The organism is Brevundimonas sp. S1H14 (assembly GCF_047716865.1).
Classification (GTDB): domain Bacteria; phylum Pseudomonadota; class Alphaproteobacteria; order Caulobacterales; family Caulobacteraceae; genus Brevundimonas; species Brevundimonas naejangsanensis.
Genome location: NZ_CP136679.1, coordinates 2,347,781 through 2,367,431 on the forward strand (window position 1 = coordinate 2,347,781; position 19,651 = coordinate 2,367,431).

Annotated in this window: 15 protein-coding genes and 1 riboswitch; of the genes, 6 read left to right on the plus strand and 9 right to left on the minus strand. The window is 63.9% G+C overall.

What is annotated here, in order from left to right; genetic code table 11:
• Positions 1 to 28: 28 nt before the first annotated feature.
• From RSD66_RS11515 to acnD, 4 genes are all read right to left on the minus strand, one after another.
• Positions 29 to 1,015 carry a DUF1852 domain-containing protein gene (locus RSD66_RS11515; RefSeq protein ID WP_415287873.1) on the minus strand — a complete coding sequence of 329 codons (987 nt, stop codon included), beginning with the start codon at positions 1,013 to 1,015 and terminating at the stop codon, positions 29 to 31.
• Positions 1,016 to 1,120: 105 nt separating this feature from the next.
• A riboswitch (cobalamin riboswitch) is annotated at positions 1,121 to 1,325 on the minus strand.
• Positions 1,326 to 1,400: 75 nt separating this feature from the next.
• Positions 1,401 to 2,813 carry a short-chain fatty acyl-CoA regulator family protein gene (locus RSD66_RS11520; RefSeq protein WP_024353871.1) on the minus strand — a complete coding sequence of 471 codons (1,413 nt, stop codon included), beginning with the start codon at positions 2,811 to 2,813 and terminating at the stop codon, positions 1,401 to 1,403.
• 116 nt (positions 2,814 to 2,929) lie between these two features.
• Positions 2,930 to 4,132: a 2-methylaconitate cis-trans isomerase PrpF gene (gene prpF / locus RSD66_RS11525; protein WP_415287875.1), complete on the minus strand. Its 1,203-nt coding sequence runs from the start codon at positions 4,130 to 4,132 to the stop codon at positions 2,930 to 2,932.
• Positions 4,133 to 6,757 carry a Fe/S-dependent 2-methylisocitrate dehydratase AcnD gene (gene acnD / locus RSD66_RS11530; RefSeq protein WP_415287877.1) on the minus strand — a complete coding sequence of 875 codons (2,625 nt, stop codon included), beginning with the start codon at positions 6,755 to 6,757 and terminating at the stop codon, positions 4,133 to 4,135. It abuts the gene before it with no gap.
• 361 nt (positions 6,758 to 7,118) lie between these two features.
• Between acnD and RSD66_RS11535 the strand changes: the two genes are divergently transcribed.
• Genes RSD66_RS11535 through prpB form a run of 3 tightly spaced genes read left to right on the plus strand, consistent with a single transcriptional unit; the run spans position 7,119 to position 9,641 of the window.
• Entirely contained in the window at positions 7,119 to 7,523 is a 405-nt protein-coding gene (locus RSD66_RS11535) for an acyl-CoA thioesterase (RefSeq protein WP_024353868.1), read from the plus strand.
• 11 nt (positions 7,524 to 7,534) lie between these two features.
• A complete protein-coding gene (prpC, locus tag RSD66_RS11540; RefSeq protein WP_415287878.1) occupies positions 7,535 to 8,692 on the plus strand; it encodes a 2-methylcitrate synthase in 1,158 nt (385 codons plus the stop codon).
• A gap of 25 nt (positions 8,693 to 8,717) precedes the next feature.
• Complete coding sequence (gene prpB, locus RSD66_RS11545; protein WP_415287879.1) at positions 8,718 to 9,641, plus strand: methylisocitrate lyase; 924 nt, start codon at positions 8,718 to 8,720, stop codon at positions 9,639 to 9,641.
• A gap of 31 nt (positions 9,642 to 9,672) precedes the next feature.
• On the opposite strand, the gene RSD66_RS11550 is transcribed toward prpB, so the two are convergent.
• Genes RSD66_RS11550 through RSD66_RS11565 form a run of 4 tightly spaced genes read right to left on the minus strand, consistent with a single transcriptional unit; the run spans position 9,673 to position 13,526 of the window.
• The gene (locus RSD66_RS11550; protein WP_415287880.1) at positions 9,673 to 10,896 is read right to left on the minus strand and encodes an ABC transporter permease; all 1,224 of its coding nucleotides are present in this window, start codon (positions 10,894 to 10,896) and stop codon (positions 9,673 to 9,675) included.
• Complete coding sequence (locus RSD66_RS11555) at positions 10,893 to 11,582, minus strand: ABC transporter ATP-binding protein (RefSeq protein WP_119412459.1); 690 nt, start codon at positions 11,580 to 11,582, stop codon at positions 10,893 to 10,895. The genes RSD66_RS11550 and RSD66_RS11555 overlap by 4 nt, the downstream gene beginning before the upstream one ends.
• Positions 11,579 to 12,793 carry an efflux RND transporter periplasmic adaptor subunit gene (locus RSD66_RS11560; RefSeq protein ID WP_415287881.1) on the minus strand — a complete coding sequence of 405 codons (1,215 nt, stop codon included), beginning with the start codon at positions 12,791 to 12,793 and terminating at the stop codon, positions 11,579 to 11,581. The genes RSD66_RS11555 and RSD66_RS11560 overlap by 4 nt, the downstream gene beginning before the upstream one ends.
• 4 nt (positions 12,794 to 12,797) lie before the next feature.
• Positions 12,798 to 13,526 carry a hypothetical protein gene (locus tag RSD66_RS11565; RefSeq protein WP_415287883.1) on the minus strand — a complete coding sequence of 243 codons (729 nt, stop codon included), beginning with the start codon at positions 13,524 to 13,526 and terminating at the stop codon, positions 12,798 to 12,800.
• 942 nt (positions 13,527 to 14,468) lie between these two features.
• On the opposite strand from RSD66_RS11565, the gene RSD66_RS11570 reads away from it, so the two are divergent.
• A complete protein-coding gene (locus RSD66_RS11570) occupies positions 14,469 to 15,107 on the plus strand; it encodes a hypothetical protein (RefSeq protein WP_415287885.1) in 639 nt (212 codons plus the stop codon).
• A gap of 28 nt (positions 15,108 to 15,135) precedes the next feature.
• Here RSD66_RS11570 and RSD66_RS11575 read toward each other — a convergent pair whose 3' ends face one another.
• Entirely contained in the window at positions 15,136 to 16,575 is a 1,440-nt protein-coding gene (locus tag RSD66_RS11575; protein ID WP_415287887.1) for a peptide MFS transporter, read from the minus strand.
• 191 nt (positions 16,576 to 16,766) lie between these two features.
• On the opposite strand from RSD66_RS11575, the gene RSD66_RS11580 reads away from it, so the two are divergent.
• Together RSD66_RS11580 and RSD66_RS11585 are read left to right on the plus strand one after the other, a co-directional pair.
• A complete protein-coding gene (locus RSD66_RS11580; protein ID WP_415287889.1) occupies positions 16,767 to 17,804 on the plus strand; it encodes a proline racemase family protein in 1,038 nt (345 codons plus the stop codon).
• Positions 17,805 to 17,833: 29 nt separating this feature from the next.
• On the plus strand, positions 17,834 to 19,633 hold the full coding sequence (locus tag RSD66_RS11585; RefSeq protein WP_415287890.1) for an aminopeptidase P family protein: 1,800 nt from the start codon (positions 17,834 to 17,836) through the stop codon (positions 19,631 to 19,633).
• Positions 19,634 to 19,651 lie beyond the last annotated feature (18 nt).

Here is a 19,651-nt window from a genome sequence, read left to right on the forward strand (position 1 = left end):
ATGGATGACTTTGGAATGCTGGGCTGGATCAAACGGCGAAGCTGGCGGACCATTGGTCGAGGACGTCGCGGTACGGCTTGATGAAGCGTTCTTCCACGAACCTGCCCTGTTCGACGGCCAGCCGGCTGCGCTCGTCACGGTCGTAGACGATGCGGGTCAGGGAATAGTCCTGATATTTCAGGCTGGGCTGATAGTGTTCGGTCGCCGGCGAGTTGGCGTTGTAGATCTCGGGACGGTAGATCTTCTGGAAGGTCTCCATGGTGCTGATCGTGCTGACCAGCTCCAGGTCGGTGTAGTCCGCCGTCAGGTCGCCCACGTGATAGAAGGCGAACGGCGCCACGCTGCCCTTGGGCATGAAGTAACGGACCTTCATCCCCATCTTCGCAAAATACTGGTCGGTCGGCGAGAACTCGTCATTCTCATATTCGAAGCCGAGCACGGGATGCTCATTCCCGTTCCGATGATAGGTCTTGTTGCTCGACACGCTCAGGCAGATGACCGGCGGCTTTCGGAAATTTTCCCTATAGGCGCTTGACGTCAGGAAGTGCCTGAACAGCTTTCCATGCAGATCGCCGAACCCTTCCGGAACCCCGGCGCCAGGGTGGCTCTTCATATGCTCCGGCAGAACCACGCTGAAGTCGTAGTCGCGGACGTAGGAGGAGAAGTTGTTCCCCACGATCCCGTCGATCCGCTCGCCGGTCTGCTGATCGACAATCGTCGTCTGAAGAATTTCGATCAGCGGGAAACTGTCCGCCCCCTCACCCGGGGCGACGCTCATCTCGACGGAGACGATCTGGAGTTCAACCGCGTAGCGATCGCCCTTCGGATTGTCCGTGTGCGCCAGCGAGTTGAACCGGTTGTCGATCATCCTCAGCGTGTTGCGCAGATTCTCCTGACGGCTCTCCCCTCGCGCCAGATTCGCGAAGTTGGTGGTGATGCGCGTGTTTTCGGCAGGAACATAGTCCTCGTCGAGCGGGGTCCGCTTGATGCTGAAAGTGAATTCGCTGCTGAGCATGGTCTCTGCCGTTATGCTGTGACGGGACAGCGGACAGGGACGCGCGACCGCCCGCGCGGAATCGCCCCGTCGCGGCGCTCATGCGGCCTGACCGACACCCCGTCGGAGGACGTTATCTGTCGCGGCAGGTCTCCTGGCTCACGGGTCATCGCCTCCGGTCCGGCCTTCCCGAAGGCGAACCTCCAGTGACGCGAAATGGACCTTCGACTCGCCGCTCACAGTTGCGGGGGCAGCGCCGGCATCGACCGCAGTCTCACCGGCTTCCCTCTTAGCTCCGCACAATCCGAAGACCGCGCGCAGAACCACGACGACGCGAAAATGCCACGGCCGTCGCCAAAGTCAATAACGATATAAGGATATCTTTATATCGTTATTGTTGCCTGTTTCAGGTCGCCGCCGCCGTCGGATAGGGCGTAGAGACGCTGCGATCCATGTCGATCTGCAGAGCGCGACCGATGAAGGGGAAGGCGCGCTGCGGGCATGTCGGGCGCTCGCAGATCTTGCACCCGGCGCCGATGGGGGTGGCGGCGGCCTGATCGGACAGGTTCAACCCCTGCGAATAGACCAGCCGCTCTGCGTGACGGATGTCGCAGCCCAGTCCAATCGCGAACGTCTTGCCCGGCGCGCCGTACACTGGCCCCGGACTGCCGACTGTGCGGGCGATCCACAGGTAGGTGCGGCCGTCCGGCATCTGAGCCATCTGGGTCAGCACCCGCCCCGGCTGGACGAAGGCCTCATAGACGTTCCACAGCGGGCACGAGCCGCCGACGCGCGAGAAGTGAAAGTCCGTGGCCGACTGGCGCTTGGAGATGTTCCCGGCGCGGTCCACGCGGATGAAGAAGAAGGGCACGCCAAGGGCGCCGGGTCTCTGCAGGGTCGACAGGCGGTGGCAGACCGTCTCGAACCCGACGCCGAAATGCCGCCCCAGCCGGTCGATGTCATAACCGTAAACCTCGGCCTGCCGCAGGAAGTCGCCATAGGGCAGGAGCAGCGCCCCGGCGAAGTACTGGGCCAGGCCGATGCGCAACAGGTCGCGGGTTTCGCGCTCTTCCAGCACAGCGGCGTCGATCAGGCTTTCGATCAGGTCGCCCGCCTCCAGAAAGGCCAGTTGCAGCGCCATCTGAAAGGCCTGCTGACCCTGCTTGATAAAGGCCGAGACATACAGCGTCCGGCTCGGCCCGTCGTAGCGGCGCTGGGCCTCGTCCGTCTCGTCGAAGACGACGCGGACGCCGTGCTTCTCGGCCAGCCATGCGATCAGTCCGGGCCGCACCTGGCGCGGCGACAGCCCCGCCGCCGCATAAAGACGCTCGGCCGCCTCATCCAATTCAGCGACATGATTGCGGCGCGAATAGAAGAAGTCGCGCACCTGCTCGAACGGCATCCGCGCGGGGGCCTCTCCCGCCACGTCTTCACCCAGCCTCAAAGCCATGGCCTCGGCGCGTTCAGCGCTCTGACGCGTCTTGCGGTGCAGGGCGACGAGGGCGCGCCCCACGGCGGGCATGTTGAGCGCCAGTTCTCTTAGCTCGACGGTCGAGATCGGCTCATCGCCGCCGTCCGCCAGCGCGTCGCGCACATCCGAGATCAGCCGCCCCTCTTCATCCTCCGAAAAGAACTGCACGTCGACGCCGAAGACGGCGTTCAGCTTCAGCAGCAGAGGCACCGTCAGGGGGCGCTGGTTCTGCTCGATCTGGCTCAGATAGGAGTTGGAGATATCCAACGCCCGCGCGACCGCCGTCTGGGTCAGGCCGCGCTCCTCGCGCAGCCGACGCAGCCGTACCCCCATGAAGGTCTTGCTCATGTATTTTGCAACTTTTACAGATCGAGCTGGCGATATTGACAATATTTGCGCGATAAATCGCGAACAATCAGCACTTTATGTGAATATTGCAAATATCCTGGCCGCGCAAGAACGGCTCAGTTCCCCGCGTCGAACGACCCGGCCGGGACCAGAATGCGCCCCTCCATCAGGCGACGTGCGCTGCGGCTCATGATCGCCCTTTCCACAGTCCAGACGCCCTCGGTCTGACGCGCCTCGGCCCCGACCGTCAGTGCGCCCGACGGATGGCCGAAGCGAACCGAGCGACGCTCGCCGCCCCCGGCCGCCAGATTGACCAGAGTGCCCGGCACGGCCGCCGCCGCGCCGATGGCCACCGCCGCCGTCCCCATCATGGCGTGATGAAGCCTGCCCATCGACAGGGCGCGGACCAGCAGGTCGATCTGGTCCGCTGCAATCACCTTGCCGCTGGACGTCACATGATCCGCCGGCGGAGCGACAAAGGCGATCTTGGGCGTGTGCTGGCGCCGCGCCGCCTCACCGACGGAACCGATCAACCCCATGCGCACGGCGCCGATGGCGCGCAGGTCCTCAAGCCGCTTCAAAGCCGCCGGATCGTCGTTGATCGCCCCCTGCAACTCCGCCCCCGAATAGCCGAGGTCCGCCGCATTGATGAAGATCGTCGGAATGCCGGCGTTGATCAGGGTGACCTTCAGCTTGCCGCCGGCGACCAGCGCCTCCGGCACGTCCAGTTCGTCGATCAGATTGCCGGTCGGGAACATGGCGCCGCCATCCTCGCCCTCATCAGCGGGGTCGGGGAACTCCAGCACGATCTCGGCCGCGGGGAAGGTCACGCCGTCCAGTTCAAAGTCGCCCGTCTCCTGCACCCGGCCGTCCGCGACCGGCACATGGGCGATGATGGTCTTGCCGATATTGGCCTGCCAGATGCGCACGGCGCGCACCCCGTCCGGCCCGACCGGGACATAGCCCGCGTGGATGGCGAAGGCTCCCGCCGCCGTCGACAGGTTGCCGCAGTTGCCTGACCAGTCGACGAAGTCCGTGTCGATCGACACCTGCCCATACAGATAGTCGACGTCGTGATCGGGCCGCGCGCTGGGCGAGATGATCACGCATTTGCTGGTGCTGGACGTGGCCCCGCCCATGCCGTCGGTGTGCTTGCCATAGGGATCGGGGCTGCCGATCACGCGCTGGAACAGGCGGTCGCGGTCGCGGCCCGGAACGCGACACGCCTCAGGCAGGTCTTCCAGCCGGAAGAAGACCCCCTTGGACGTGCCGCCGCGCATATAGGTGGCGGGGATGGCGATCTGGGCCAGGCGCGACATTCAGGCGGCCTCCGACTTTGCGGCGAGGAAGTCCTGCGCGAACCGCTGCAGCACGCCGCCCGCCTCATAGATCAGTACCTCTTCGGCCGTGTCCAGACGACAGGTGACGGGCAGTTCGACCGTCTCGCCGGTCGCGCGATGGATCCTCAGCATCAGGTCGGCGCCGGGGCGGCGCTCGCCCGTGACATCGAAGGCCTCCGTCCCGTCCAGCCCCAGCGTCAGGCGCGTCACGCCCGATTTGAACTCCAGCGGCAGCACGCCCATGCCGATCAGATTGGTGCGGTGGATGCGCTCGAACCCCTCCGCGACAATGACCTCAACCCCGGCCAGACGTACGCCCTTGGCCGCCCAGTCGCGCGACGAACCCTGCCCATAATCGGCGCCCGCGACGATGATCAACGGCTGGCGGCGGTCCAGATAGGTCTCGATCGCCTCCCACATCCGCATGACCTTTCCGTCCGGTTCGACGCGTGTCAGGGAGCCCTTCTTCACCGCCCCGTCCACAACGGCCATCTCATTGACCAGTTGCGGATTGGCGAAGGTGGCGCGCATGGCGGTCAGGTGGTCGCCCCGGTGGGTGGCGTAGGAGTTGTAGTCCTCCTCCGGCACGCCCATCCGCGTCAGGTATTCCCCCGCCGCCGACGCAGGCAGGATGGCGTTGGACGGCGACAGGTGGTCGGTAGTGATGTTGTCCGGCAGGATCGCCAGCGGCCGCATCCCCGTCAGTGTGCGCGGATTGGCGGCCAGGGCGCCGACCCCTTCGGTGTCCCAATAGGGCGGGCGGCGGATATAGGTCGACTGGGGGCGCCAGTCATACAGGGGGCTGGCGCTGACCCCGCCGCCGCGGCGCGCCCCGAACATCGGCTCATAGACCGCGCGGAACTGCTCCGGCTTGACCGAAGCGGCGACCACGGCGTCGATTTCCTCGTCCGAGGGCCACAGGTCCTTCAGGCGGATTTCGCGGCCGCCGACCACGCCCAGCACGTCCTGCTCGATATCGAAGCGCACCGTCCCGGCCAGCGCATAGGCCACCACCAGCGGCGGCGAGGCGAGGAAGGCCTGTTTGGCATAGGGGTGGATGCGGCCGTCGAAATTGCGGTTCCCCGACAGGACGGCGGTGGAATAGAGGTCGCGGTCGATGATCTCCTGCTGGATGACCGGATCAAGAGCGCCGGACATGCCGTTGCAGGTGGTGCAGGCGAAGGCGACGATGCCGAATCCCAGCGCCTCCAGCTCCGACAACAGGCCAGCCTCTTCCAGATACAGCCGCGCCACCTTCGACCCCGGCGCGAAGGATGACTTGACCCACGGCTTGCGCGTCAGGCCCAGCGCGTTGGCCTTCTGGGCCAGCAGGCCCGCCGCCACGACGTTGCGCGGATTGGAGGTGTTGGTGCAACTGGTGATGGCGGCGATGATGACAGCGCCGTCGGGCAGCAGGCCATCGCGCTCTTCGGCCTGCGCCTCGGCCAGGCCCACGGCGACGCCGCGCTCTTTCAGGGCGGATGTGGGCAGGCGCCGGTGCGGGTTGGATGGCCCGGCCAGATTGCGCTCGACGCTGGACAGGTCGAACGTCAGCACCCGCTCATATTCGGCGGTTTTCAGCGCCTCGCCCCACAGGCCGGTGGTGCGGGCGTAAGTCTCGACCAGCGCCACCTGATCCGGCTCGCGCCCCGTCAGCTTCAGATAATCGAGCGTCTGCTGGTCGATGTAGAACATCGCCGCCGTGGCCCCGTATTCCGGGCACATGTTGGAGATGGTCGCCCGGTCGCCGATCGACAGGCTGTCGGCGCCCTCGCCGAAGAACTCCAGCCATGCGCCGACCACCTTCTGCCCGCGCAGGAACTCGGTCAGGGCCAGGACGATGTCGGTCGCCGTAATCCCCGGCGCGCGCCGCCCGGTCAGCTTGACGCCAACGATGTCCGGCAGCCGCATCATCGAAGCGCGGCCCAGCATGACCGTCTCGGCCTCCAGCCCGCCGACGCCGACGGCGATGACGCCCAGGGCGTCGACGTGCGGCGTGTGGCTGTCGGTGCCCACGCAGGTGTCAGGAAAGGCCACGCCGTCGCGCACCTGAACCACCGGCGACATCTTCTCCAGATTGATCTGGTGCATGATGCCGTTGCCCGCCGGGATAACGTCGACGTTCTCGAAGGCGCGCTTGCTCCATTCGATGAAGTGGAAGCGGTCCTCGTTGCGGCGATCCTCGACCGCGCGGTTCTTTTCAAAGGCGTCAGGGTCGAAGCCGCCATGTTCGACCGCCAGCGAGTGGTCGACGATCAACTGGGTCGGCACCACCGGATTTACCTTGGCCGGATCGCCGCCCTGCGCCGCGATGGCGTCGCGCAGACCCGCCAGATCGACCAGCGCCGTCTGGCCCAGAATGTCGTGACAGACCACGCGCGCCGGATACCAGGGAAAGTCCAGATCCCGACGCCCTTCAACGATCTGGGTCAGGGCGTCGGTCAGTTGCTCGGGATCGCAGCGGCGCACCAGCTGCTCGGCCAGCACCCGCGACACATAGGGCAGTCGGTCATAGGCGCCCGGCTGGATGGCGTGGACGGCGGCGCGCGTGTCGAAATAGTCGAAGGGCGTGCCCAGCAGCCGCCTGCGGTAATCGGTATTCATCAGCGCGGATGTCCCTGCTTGCATGAGGCCGCGCCGGGCGGCGTTCGGCGCCGGATCAAACCGGCAGCCGCATCCCATGCGCAGACGTGCGTCCCTTATCCGACCCTGCCGCCTTCAGGTGAACGGCTGAAAAGGCGGAGACTTGTGAATGCCGCCATGTAAATCTGCAAATGCTGCAAAACTACCGGCCAGCAGATCAAGGCTGCCTGTCACTTGTTGCTCACGACACCCGACCGCGTTTTGCAGCTTTTACAGGTTTGCATCTTCCGCTTGGCTGTTTTCCGCTTTTTCAGTCCTTAAGCATCGAGCGAAAGCGTGAATATTTCAGGGCGACGCGGATCCACCGCCGCCCTGAGGCCCCATGTCGCCGCCGACTCTGCTGCCCAATGAAGAGACCCGCTTTGCGGAGATGGTCTTCCCGGACCAGGCCAACCACTACGGCGCCCTGTTCGCAGGCGCAGGGCTGGCCCTGCTGTCCAAGGCCGCCTTCGTCGCCGCCAGCCGCAGGGCGCGCGGCGACGTCGTCATGGCCCGCTCCGAGGCGACCGACTTCCACACCCCGGTCCGCGTCGGCGAACTGCTGGACCTGTCGGCGCGCGTCGTCCGGGTCGGCCGCTCGTCCCTAACCGTGCTGGTCGAGGGGGTCGCCGAGACGCTGTCCACCGGCGTCCGGCGCCCGGCCCTCAGCGGCCGCTTTGAAATGGTCGCCGTCGACGCCGACGGCCGTCCTGTCCCCATCGCATCCCGTTCCGATCTTCACTGCTGAAGAGGCATCCCATGACCGAACCCGTTCTCGCACAAGGCGTGAAGCCGAAGAAGTCCGTCGCCCTGTCCGGCGTGCTGGCGGGCAACACCAGCCTGTGCACCGTCGGTCGCTCGGGCAACGACCTGCACTATCGCGGCTATGACATCATGGACTTCGCCGAGACCAGCGAGTTCGAGGAAATCGCCCACCTGCTGATCCACGGATCTCTGCCGAACGCGGCCCAGTTGAAGGCCTACAAGGCCAAGCTGAAGGCCCTGCGCGGCCTGCCTGCGGCGGTGAAGTCGGCGCTGGAGACGGTGCCCGCCGCCGCCCACCCGATGGACGTCATGCGCACCGGCGTCTCGGCGCTGGGCTGCGCCCTGCCCGAGGCCCACGACCACAACCACCCGGCCGCGCGCGACATCGCCGATCGCCTGCTGGCCTCGCTGGGCTCCATGCTGCTGTACTGGCACCACTTCAGCCAGAACGGCCGCCGCATCGAGGTCGAGACGGACGACGATTCCATCGGCGGCCACTTCCTGCACCTGCTGCACGGAACGCCGCCATCCGACGGCTGGGTGCAGGCCATGCACACTTCGCTAATCCTCTATGCCGAGCATGAGTTCAACGCCTCGACCTTCACCGCGCGCGTCATCGCCGGGACCGGGTCGGACATGTTCTCCTGCATCGCCGGGGCCATCGGCGCCCTGCGCGGACCCAAGCACGGCGGCGCCAATGAGGTCGCCTTCGAGATCCAGAAGCGCTACGCCGACGCCGACGCGGCCGAGGCCGACATCCGTCGCCGCATGGAGGCCAAGGAGGTCATCATCGGCTTCGGCCACCCGGTCTATACGATCTCGGACCCGCGCAACGTGGTCATCAAGCGCGTGGCGAAACAGCTGTCGGAAGAAGCCGGTTCGATGAAGATGTACGACATCGCCGAACGCATCGAGACCGTCATGATGGACGCCAAGAAGATGTTCCCGAACCTCGATTGGTTCTCGGCCGTCTCCTATCACATGATGGGCGTGCCCACGGCCATGTTCACCCCCCTGTTCGTGATCTCGCGCACCACCGGCTGGTCCGCCCACGTGATCGAACAGCGCATCGACAACAAAATCATCCGCCCTTCGGCCAACTATGACGGCCCCGAGAACCTGAAGTTCGCGCCCCTGGCCGAACGCGCCTGAATCCCGAATTCTGAAGAGAGTCCCCATGCCCTATCTCGTCGCCGACGACCTGCCGACCGAATCCGCCGGGAAGCGCTTCCGCGCGGCGCTGGCTCGCCCCGGCATCTGGCAACTGCCGGGCGCCCACAACGGTCAGGCGGCGAAGCAGGCCAAGCTGGCGGGCTTTGACGGCCTGTATCTGTCGGGCGCGGCGATGACCGCCTCCATGGGCCTGCCCGATCTCGGTATCATCACTGTGGACGAGGTCGCCTTCTTCATCCGCCAGATCGCGCGCTCCAGCGGCCTGCCCCTGCTGGTGGACGGCGACACGGGCTATGGCGAGGTGCTGAACGTCATGCACATGGTCCGCACCTTCGAGGACGCGGGTGCGGGCGCGGTCCATCTGGAAGACCAGATCCTGCCCAAGAAGTGCGGGCATCTAAACGGCAAGAACCTGGTCCCGGCGCTGGACATGGCCGCCAAGGTCGCCGCCGCGAAAAAGGCCAGCCGCGACATCGTCATCATGGCGCGCACCGACGCCGCCGGGGTCGAGGGCTTCGACGCCGCCGTCGACCGGGCCAAGATGTATGTAGACGCCGGGGCCGACGCCATCTTCCCCGAAGCCCTGAACACCCGCGAGATGTTCGAGAAGTTCGCCAGGGTCCTGCCGAATGTGCCGCTGCTGGCCAACATGACCGAGTTCGGCAAGACGCCCTTCTACACCGCGAAGGAATTCGAGGAGATGGGCTACAAGATGGTGATCTGGCCGGTGTCTTCGCTGCGCGCCGCCAACAAGGCGCAGGCCGAACTCTACGCCTCGATCGCCGACAACGGCGGCACGCACAAATACGTCGACCGGATGCAGACCCGTCAGGAACTCTACGACGTCATCGGCCTGCACGACTTCGAGGAACTAGACGCCAGCATCATCAAGACCGTCGTCCCTCAGGGCATGCCGCAGGTCGGTTGAAAGGGCTTGCGGGGCGGCGTCGCATTGGCGCCTAGCCTTTGGCCGCGATAGAGGGCGGCGTGTTGGCTGCGCGCCATGCTGCGAGCACCCCAATCGCGATCCCAAGGCCCCACCCCGTACTCACAGCCAACAAGCCTACCGACAGGTCAAGCCTGACCGGCCAGTCCCAGAGCCGGGACGCAAGCGACGCAGCGCCGAGGCCGACGGAGAATCCGACGGCCGAGGCGACGGCCCCAACCAAGACATGCTCGACGGTGATCTGGGCCAGGATACCGCGCATATCCGCCCCCATCGCAAGCCGCAGCGCAATCTCCCGACGCCGCTGAACCGTCGCCGCCAGGGCGATCCCGCCATATCCGATCAGGCTGGCCACCAACGCCGCACCGGTGATCGTCCACAGCAGACGAGAAAGGGCGCGCCGCTGCCTGACCTGTTCCAGAATATCAGCGTCCGGGTCGTCATAGCTGTAGGGGCTCGCCCGCGACATCGGCACGCCGGCCATGCGTCGCATCAGCCGATCCGCCTGGAACCGGACATCCTGCATATCCACCTCCGGCGCCATGAAGAAACTGAGCCAACTCGCCTCTCGCGGACCGGCCGTTTGGGTTTCAGACTCAGGACGCGCATCGAAGAAGCGGCGGGCTGAGAGAAACGGGGCGACGATGGCGTCGTTGAAACGTCCTGCAGGTCGCGTGTTGGCATAATTCAGAACACCGACCACTTCACACCGAGGCCCCCCTAGCGAGAGTTCCTTGCCTATAAGGCCTGCGCCTCGTCCCTCCTCCTCATCGAGAAAGTCGGCCAAAGTCGCGCCGACCAGACACACCCGCGTCAACCCTCCCAGTTCTTCCTGCGTCAGCCAGCGACCAGCGGCCAGATCAGCGTCCAACTCCCGTCTGTAGTCGCCATAGGCGCCGAAGATACGAACAGCGCGGGTTTCGCTTCGTCCCTGCAACGGCGCTGATGTTTCGACCCAGGCGGCCGAGTTCTCGACATTCTCCAGTTCCTGTAAAAGGCGCGCCTGATCGTCGAGTGACGGTGGACCACGACGCGAAGGGACCAGACCGTTGGCGCGGATCACCAGGGTCGTGGCGTAGCCTCCAAAGGCCAAACGCTCCAATCGTTCAGAAAAACCGCCCAATACCGAAGCCGAAAACACAACACAAGCCACAGCTGAAGCCAGGGACAGGATCAGCGCGAGAGTACGCAACGGGTAAGCGGTCGCGCCCCACAAGGCGAAGCGCAGCATGCTCATGGCGGCCCATCCGCGATGGTCTTTAGTCGTCCGTGAGACAGCTCTATTCGCCTTTGCGCCAGCTCAATGACAATCGGATCATGGCTGGCGCAGACCACCAGCGCGCCTTCCTCAGCGAGTTGCATCAACCTGGCGGCGACAAGACGGCTATTGGCTTCGTCAAGGGAAGCAGTCGGCTCATCACAGATGATCAGGCGCGGGCGTTGCGCCAGGATCCGCGCCAACCCGACTCTCTGGCGTTCCCCCCCGGACAAGGTGTCCGTCAACGCCCTCAACCGATGAGACAAACCAAGCTCACGAAGAGCGGCCTCCGCCGTGGCGCGCCTCTGGCCGCGTGGTACGCCGCGATAAGCCAGCGGCGCCTCCACATTATCAATGGCCCGCATCCTTTCGATCAGGCCCGCATCCTGAAACAGATAACCAATTTCGGCGCGACGCAATCTGGCGCGCCCGCCTTCGCTCAGTTCTTGAACAGGCACGCCGGCGATATTCAGCCGGCCGACCGATGGTCTATCCAGCAGCCCCAACAGGTTGAGCAAGGTAGACTTGCCGCACCCCGACGGCCCCTGAACCACCACGAACTGCCCCCATGTCAGGCTCAGGCTTACATCGACCAAGGCCACTACATCTTCTTCGCGAGAAGAAAAATTTCGGCCCACCCCCCAGGCCTGGACGCCGTCCTTCATACGGCGCCCCGTGCGTCTGCACGGTTCTTGAGAATGACCTGTTCGCCTTCCTTCAGGCCTTCGATGATCTCTATAAAATCATCCGTCTCGCCGCCGATAAGCACCTCGCGACGTTCGGGCGTCCCATTGGCCAGTACGAAAACCACGCGCTTGCCGGTGCGCAGCAGTCGACCGATTTCCAGTCCATCGGCGGCCGCTCGAGCCATACCCATGTCACCTCTGTGCTGGGCCAGCAATTCCTCAAACTTGCCTGGGGGGAGAGGGGGAACGTAACCGTCTGGCGTATAAAAGGTTGCCCGCGCCGGTATCCGCAAGACGTTTCTAGCGTTAGCGCGAATAAGCTGTACTGATGCGGAAAGACCGGGGCGCAGAACACCGAACGAATTGTCATATTCTGCAAGCGCCCGATAGGACACGAAACGCCCCTCACGAATCGGAGAGCGACCAATATTAACAAGGCGCGCCTGCTCCAATACACTCGGCGAAGAATCAACGGTAAAAAGAACCTGACTTTCTAGACTAACTCGGTTCAAATCTGCTTCTGATACCATGATTTCCAGCATCATGGCCCCTTCATCACGCACAGATTGAAACAGAGGGCGTGCATCTTCCGGCGTGACCCGCTGCCCGACACGGACATCGACCAAGGTCACAATTCCGTCCAGAGGCGCTAGGATATCTGAATCCGAGCCCTCAGCCTGCACCAGCCTGACCCGCGCAAGCGCCGCCGTCCGTTCAGCAGTCAGGCGGTCCACTGTAGCGCTTGCGCGATCCACCTGGGCTTGAGCCTGAGCCGTAGCCGCCGCACTTACAAATCCCCGCTCCTGCAAGGTACGGCTGCGCGACAATTGCTCCTGCGCCTGTCGAACGGCGATTTGGGCTTCGCGAATAGCCGCGTCTGATGCCGCGGCCCCCGCACCAGCCACGTCTCTAGACGGCGCACGCATGGGCGCCGCCAGCGTAGCCAGAACCTGACCCGCGCGCACCCTGTCGCCTTCCTTGACATTCACTGCACTCACCACGCCCGCTCGCGGCGCCCTGATCTCAGCCATGCCTGCGGCGAGAAGCGTTCCGGTCGCCGGCACGATGTCGCGAACATCGCCTATTTCGGCAGTCGCTGTCTGATAAGCGCTTTCCTTGGCCGGCCCTGAACAGGAAGCCGCCAGCAATGCCCCTAACCCTATTAGAAAGCGCAAGCCTTCCGAAAGCATGGCGTTAGCTCGTTACGGATGTCAGCACCATCGTGCCGCTCGGTAAGCTTTCCACGGCCGGCCAGCCGTAGCGTTGAGACAGTAAGATCTCTAGGCGAGTGACCTCGGTCATTTGCCCAGGAGTCTGGGCCGTGGAATGCGGCATCGTCAGGCGATACACTCGCACAGCCTCGTCGGGTGCGCCGGTGACAGTCGGCTGCGTTACGCCGCAACCCACAAACTCTACAACAGCCTCGCCTTTGGCGGGCATCTTATCAGATGGTGAAAGCGTCTCGGTCATCGGAATTCTAGCCGTCTGGCCTGGTTGCAACGCCTTGATGGCGGCCTCAGCGCCTTCATAATGGACAGACCGACCCGTAGAGGCTGTCAGAAGCAGGCCGAAACGCGCCTGGCGCGCTTCGGGCGGCGATGACATCTCGCCCATACCCAGCACCTCGTCATAACTCACTAGGTCCCCAGAAACGCTGCGGACAGTCTGGATCCGCGTCATGAGAGGCTGGTTGCTGTCTTTATCGGCCATAGCATACTTAAAAACGCGCCCTATTATAGGAGGACTGCTGGCGACAACTTCATCGCATGGCTCAGCGCGGTAGAATGCCGACGCGGAAGCGGGCTGCTCACTCTTCGTGATAGCAGCCAACTCCGCATCGGCCTTTTCAGGCTCCGATTGGTGACACCCGGCCACAAATAAAGTCACCACAAGAGCGGCCGGACGTAAGAAGACATTACCCATCGGAACCTCCCTATTTTAGCAGCCGCAGCAGGCGGACACGCACTGGAAACGTTTCCCAAAGTCGCTGGGGTGCTTTTCTGCACAAGGTAGCCAGCATTCTGCAGGACTACATTCAACCTACTCCTGCTGCTGCGCTGCAACACCAGAACCAATTAACACTAAAACAGAGAATGCAGCACCGACACTGGCCTTACGCATTACAACCTCCTATTTTCCTGCAGCTAAATCTGCGCCCCAAAAAACAAACGCCGCTCGTCGAGTCAAGTTATCTAAAGAGCATTCTTTACCGGGATTTCGACGCGTCCGAAGCCTCCCGCAAGCGTCGTTCAACGTCAGACTCGACGGAGCGCGCGGCCCTCCGTCGCCGGCGACCGCGTGAGGCGGGAGCAAACCGCAGCGTCCGCTACTAGCGGCGATCTCGCCACTAATTCGAAATATGCAGCTCACTTGCCTTGAACTTTCGACGCGATGATTGAAGCCCGCTCAAACGCCGCAGGGTTCGATCTGGAGCGAGTGCGGGCTGCGGCGCGACGCGCGCTCGTTCCCCTGCAGCCGACAAACGCCCAGACAACGGCGCCGAGAAATTTCTTCTTCAGCGCCAAACGCCTTGCTTCGTCGGACGCGCTGCCGCCGTACTACCTCGTGCGCTTTTTTGCTGATCGACCTGCTGGGCTTTCGGGACAGTGGCCGGTTCGACAAGGTCGCTTGGTCGGTGCCGATTGATCTCGACGGCCGGGCCTTCCTAATCGAGCACCGCAAGTTCGGACTCGGAGTCTTCGGCGGCAGCACGCCGGAAGACCTTGAGGGGGCGAAGGCGGTGGCGCGCCTGCTCCATCGAGGGGTCAAGGCCTCAAAGGCCTACTTCACCTGGTTGGCCGAAGAGGCCGGCAAGGCCTCAGCACTGAATGCGTCAATCGGGCGCCATCACTGTTCGGGGGGTTCATGTTCTTCGCGGACCTGTACGACGCCAGGTCATCGGAGGCCGAGGCGCGCAAGAAGGAGAGCATCCGTACTGACACGGGTCCGAATTCGTGGACCGTCCATCGGCCGGCACGCGAGTTGCGAGAGGAGGCAGGGCACTATGCCCTGTCCGCGATCGAAAGCTTTTTCAGCTGGACGGAACACGTCTTCATCCTGATCGCGATCCTGCGGGGTGCCTACACAACGGGAGAGGCGGTCCGGGATCTGGCGCGGGCAGACTGGAAAACGAAATTCAAGGCCGCGCTCGACATCAATGTTCCTGCGGACAAAGCGTATTTCGACAAGCTGCTTGAGGTACGGCGGCAAGTCCGCAACTTCGTCGCCCACGGCTCCTTCGGGAAGGACGGTGAGGCCTTCAGTTTCCACTCCACGGCAGGTGCGGTTCCCCTGCGAATTCTGGATCAGAAAGGCGGGGGCCCGCTTCGGTCTCGGAGCTGGCGCATCCTATCGCGATCAACAAACCCTCCAGCTTCTGCGGGATTTCGTCGCCCACCTCTGGTCGGGCGTGCGTTAGCCGGTTCAGCTCTACATCATACTGACGTACGCCCAAGACGGCCGGTACGCGCAGGCCATGACAAGGGGGCAGCCTCCCTCGGATAACGAACCGGCATCTTGTTCAATTGCTGTTCTACGAGGACTTGCGCGGAGGCTGCCTGGCAGATTCTTCCAATACACGTTTGATTGGGCCCCGTAGCGCGAGCAGAATCAGGGCGCTGAAGCCCACGACGAGAGCGTGCAGCAGCCAGAAGCGCTCCGCGCTCATGGTCTCCAGTCGCGTGCCGATCCAACCCACCAAATTGTTCGCCACAAACAGGTGGAGATAGAAGATGCCGACGATGGTCGCTCCGATGGCTTGTGGCGCTATACGGACATAGAGGGCCAGCGCGACCGGGACGAGGTGCGCGAAGCCGATGCTGTTGATCAGGTGGAAGGCAACCGCCCACCATAGGCTGACCTTGCCTGCGCCGGCCGATTGCGCCGCCGCCGCCAGCAGCATGAAGGCGAACCCGGTCACCACGGCGCCGATGACCAACTTAGTGATCTCCACCGGCTCAGCGAAACGGCGCGACCATAGCCTCCAGAACAAAACCGACAGGGCCAGCATGATCACCGAGGCTGCGGCGTCGAAGGTGATCAGCCAGCTGGTCGGCATGGTCCGGCCGAACAGGGTGAAGTCGTAACTAGCCTGAGCCCAGACCATATAAGCATTGAAAATCTGCTGGTTGCCCAGCAAGGCTAGGGCCAGCACCGGCAGCAGCACCAGCAATAGCGCCATTACCCGCCGGTCTGCCGCCGACAAGCGCTTACGTTGTTCCTTCTTGAGCACGGCGATCTTCGGCTCGGCCGGAAGATGACGCCCACCCGCCAGGTAAATGGCGAGACCCACAGTCATGCCGACCCCCGCCGCCGCGAACCCGTAATGCCAGCCGAAGACCTCCCCTAAGGTGCCGCAAATAAGAGGCGAGACGATCACGCCTGCGCTGATGCCGAGGTAGAAGATCTGAAAGGCGTCGGCGCGGGCGTTATCTTCAGGCGCGTAGAGGGCGCCGACCTGAACCGCGATGTTGCCCTTGAAACAGCCGGTGCCGATCGCCAGGCACAGCAACGCCCCCAAGAAGGACACGTCGAAAGCCATCAGGAAATGGCCGACGGTCATCAGCGTCCCGCCCAATAGGATCGTTTTGGTTCGGCCCAGCCGGCGATCGGCGATCAGTCCACCCAACACCGGAGTCAGATAGACAAGCCCCGTGTAGATGCCGAAGACCGCCGAAGCGAGAGCCTGGATAGACAGGGGGCCGTACACGGCCTCCAACGCAGCACGGAATCCGGCGAAACCGGCGACATGCTCGATATGGCCCGGCTGGAGCAGCTGGTCGACCATATAGAGAACCAGCAGCGTCTGCATGCCGTAATAGGAAAAGCGCTCCCACGCCTCAGTGAAAGCCAAATACCAAAGTCCCGCCGGATGGCCGAACAAGCGCCGCCCGGATCCTCCGACGATCGCAGGCGATGAAACCGGCGCCGCCGCCGACTCGGCCGCAAGACGCATGTCGACGTCGTCGGTCATGATGCGACCGCGGGCGCAACTCCGGCGTGGACATTCTGATGCTTCATTATCCCCTCCAGAATAACTCAGACTGACGGGCTCCAAGCCGCCTCCCGTCGACGCGACAGCCCCGTGAAAACACTTTGCGCGAGCATATAGTATACGATATTACGACCTACAACGCCGTGTGTGAGGGAGTTGCATTGGTGAGGATGAGAGATTTGGGACTGAAGGGTGATCGCCTCGCCGTCATCGACATGCATACAGCAGGCGAACCGGTGCGCATTTTCGACGCGACGGAACTTGGCGTCGCCGGCGAGACCATCCTGCAGAAGCGCCGCGCGATGAGCGATCGGTTTGATCACCTGCGCCGCGCCATGATGCTGGAACCGCGTGGCCACGCCGACATGTATGGGGCGATCCTGGTACCACCCAGCGATCCGAGCTGTGATGCGGCTGTTCTGTTCACCCACAACTCCGGCTATTCGACGATGTGCGGCCACGCCACTGTCGCCGTAGGCCGTTTCCTCTATGACTGCGCGCGCCGGCAGGGCGGAACGCAGACCCGCTTCAGCCTGGAATGCCCCTGCGGCCCGGTCGTCATCGAGGTATCGCCGGACCGCGATCACAACGCAGCGCCCGTAGTACAGTTCGAGAATGTTGAGTCTTTCGCCCTCGAGTTGGACGACAGCATCGAGTTGAACGGCTTCGGCCGGGTCTCGTTCGACATCGGCTATGGCGGCGCCTTCTACGCGATCCTGCCCAGCAGCCGCCTGGGTCTCGACTTCTACCAGACGCCGCTGGACCAGTTGATCGGAGCGGCCGGCGAGTTGGTCGCCCAATTGCGCGCCACGCGCAGCTTCCGCCACCCCGAGGAGCCGGATCTGTCCTTCCTCTACGGGGCCATCCTGACCAGCGGCGAGCGTCTAATTCCGGGCAAACTCACGCACAATCTCTGCTGGTTCGGCGAGGCGCAGATCGATCGCAGCCCCACCGGAAGCGGCGTCTCGGCGCGCCTGGCCATCGCCCACGCTAGGGGCGAGGTCTTCCCGGGGAGCGCCTTGCCCTTCGCCGGACCGTCAGGGCAGATCTTCGACGGCGGCGTCGCCCGACCCACCGCTCGCGGTATCATCGCGGCCGTCTCGGGCCGCGCCTATTACACGGCGCGTTCAGAGCTGATTCTGGAGGATCAGGACCCCTTCGCACACGGCTTTGCCCTGCCCAATCGATTCGGCGACTTGCTGCCGTGATCTCCCATTCCAATCCCGATAATGCCCTGATGGACAGACTGCAGATCGCCGCGCGCTGGACGCCGGCACGGCTTGCTAGCCTTCGCGCTGAAATGGCGCGTAGCGGACTGGACGGCTTCATCATTCCGCGCTGGGACGCCCATCAGTCGGAATACGTCTTGGTCGCCGACGAACGACTGGCCTGGGCCACAGGTTTTTCCGGCACTTGGGGCTTGGCGATCGTCACACGGGATCGCGCCGCCATTCTCGTCGACGGCCGCTACACGGTGCAGGCCCGAACCGAGGTCTCGGGCGCACATTTCGAACAGCGCCACCTCTATGAAGAGCCGTTGGACCGCTGGCTCGCCGAACACGCTGAAAAAGGCGAGGTGTACGGCTACGACCCACTGATCCTCAACCCGGCCCTTTACGCCCAGATTGAGCCGACGGTCATCCAGCAGGGGGCGTCGCTGCGCGCCGTTTCGCCAAACCCGATCGATCGGGCTTGGAGCGATCGCCCTGTGAATCCGATCAAGCCGGCTTTCCCCTTCCCCGTTGCGTGCTCGGGAGAAACCTCCGCGTCGAAGCGGCGCCGACTGGCCGAACGGCTGCGCGGCGCGGGCGCTGACCTGCTAGTCGAGACCCAGACCGATAATATCGCCTGGCTGCTCAACTGGCGCGGGGACGACGTTCCCGACAACCCCGTCGTCCAGGCCTTCATGCTAGTCGACGCGACAGGGGGCGTCGACCTGTTTGTCGACCCGCGCAAACTGGGCGACGCCGTTGCGGACTTCGAGTTGGACGGCGTGACCCTGCACCCGCCTTCGGCCTTCCTCGAGCGACTGAGCCAACGTCTCCAAGGCGGCGAGAGGGTCTCTATGGACCCCAGGTTTTCGCCGGTCGGGGCGGCGATGGCGGCGCGCGACGCAAGGGCGACTGTCCAGATCGAAGCCAACCCCCTGACGGCGCTGAAGGCGGTCAAGAATCCGGTCGAACTGGCCGGGCTGCGCGCGGCGTCACGGCGCGACAGCGTGGCCTGGGTCCGATTCCTCGCCTGGCTTGAAGCCGAGGTGGCCGTTCGGCAAGTGTCGGAAATGGAGACCGAGGCACAGATCAGCGCCTATCGCCAAGAACAGGAGCACTACTTCAGCCCCAGCTTCCGCACCATCGCCGGCGCCGACGCCAACGGGGCCATGTGCCACTATAACGCGCCCCCTGAAGGGGGCGCTTTGATCGGGCGCGACAGTCTTTTCCTGATCGATTCAGGAGGACAATATCTGGACGGCACCACCGACACGACCCGCACCGTCTGCTTCAGCGAACCGCCCGCCGTCTGGCGCAAACACTACACACTGGTCCTGAAGGGCCATATCCGTCTGGCGACCTTAAGGTTCCCGGACGGCACGCGCGGATATCAGATCGACGCTTTCGCCCGCGAAGCCTTGTGGGCCTACGGCCTCGACTATGACCACGGCACGGGCCACGGCGTCGGCCACTTCCTGTCGGTGCACGAACACCCGCAGCGGATCGGTAAAGACCCGGTCATGGCCCCGATCACAGCTGGCATGACCATGACAAATGAGCCGGGATATTACGAAGCCGGACGCTACGGCATCCGCATCGAGAACCTGTGCGAGGTCGTCGAGGACGGCCCCGGCTTCATTCGCCTGCGTGACATGACGCTGGTCCCGCTGGATCGCCGGCTGATCGACCTGGACCTGTTGTCCGAGCAAGAACGCGCCTGGGTCGACGCCTATCACGCTCGCGTTCGAGACGAACTGCGCGACCTGATCGCGCATCCATTCGATCTCGGCTGGCTGATCGCCAATACGGAGCCTTTGGTCGGCTGACGCCACGCTCCTGCTCAT

What these genes read in the sequence shown, in the direction of transcription:
- RSD66_RS11550 (WP_415287880.1), bottom strand. Translation starts at nt 10,896, where the DNA reads ATGAGCATGCTGCGCTTCGCCTTGTGGGGCGCGACCGCTTACCCGTTG.
- RSD66_RS11560 (WP_415287881.1), bottom strand. Translation starts at nt 12,793, where the DNA reads ATGCTTTCGGAAGGCTTGCGCTTTCTAATAGGGTTAGGGGCATTGCTG.
- RSD66_RS11520 (WP_024353871.1), bottom strand. Translation starts at nt 2,813, where the DNA reads ATGAGCAAGACCTTCATGGGGGTACGGCTGCGTCGGCTGCGCGAGGAG.
- prpB (WP_415287879.1), top strand. Translation starts at nt 8,718, where the DNA reads ATGCCCTATCTCGTCGCCGACGACCTGCCGACCGAATCCGCCGGGAAG.
- prpC (WP_415287878.1), top strand. Translation starts at nt 7,535, where the DNA reads ATGACCGAACCCGTTCTCGCACAAGGCGTGAAGCCGAAGAAGTCCGTC.
- RSD66_RS11555 (WP_119412459.1), bottom strand. Translation starts at nt 11,582, where the DNA reads ATGAAGGACGGCGTCCAGGCCTGGGGGGTGGGCCGAAATTTTTCTTCT.
- RSD66_RS11580 (WP_415287889.1), top strand. Translation starts at nt 16,767, where the DNA reads ATGAGAGATTTGGGACTGAAGGGTGATCGCCTCGCCGTCATCGACATG.
- RSD66_RS11585 (WP_415287890.1), top strand. Translation starts at nt 17,834, where the DNA reads ATGGACAGACTGCAGATCGCCGCGCGCTGGACGCCGGCACGGCTTGCT.
- RSD66_RS11515 (WP_415287873.1), bottom strand. Translation starts at nt 1,015, where the DNA reads ATGCTCAGCAGCGAATTCACTTTCAGCATCAAGCGGACCCCGCTCGAC.
- prpF (WP_415287875.1), bottom strand. Translation starts at nt 4,132, where the DNA reads ATGTCGCGCCTGGCCCAGATCGCCATCCCCGCCACCTATATGCGCGGC.
- RSD66_RS11535 (WP_024353868.1), top strand. Translation starts at nt 7,119, where the DNA reads ATGTCGCCGCCGACTCTGCTGCCCAATGAAGAGACCCGCTTTGCGGAG.
- RSD66_RS11575 (WP_415287887.1), bottom strand. Translation starts at nt 16,575, where the DNA reads ATGACCGACGACGTCGACATGCGTCTTGCGGCCGAGTCGGCGGCGGCG.
- RSD66_RS11570 (WP_415287885.1), top strand. Translation starts at nt 14,469, where the DNA reads ATGTTCTTCGCGGACCTGTACGACGCCAGGTCATCGGAGGCCGAGGCG.
- acnD (WP_415287877.1), bottom strand. Translation starts at nt 6,757, where the DNA reads ATGAATACCGATTACCGCAGGCGGCTGCTGGGCACGCCCTTCGACTAT.
- RSD66_RS11565 (WP_415287883.1), bottom strand. Translation starts at nt 13,526, where the DNA reads ATGGGTAATGTCTTCTTACGTCCGGCCGCTCTTGTGGTGACTTTATTT.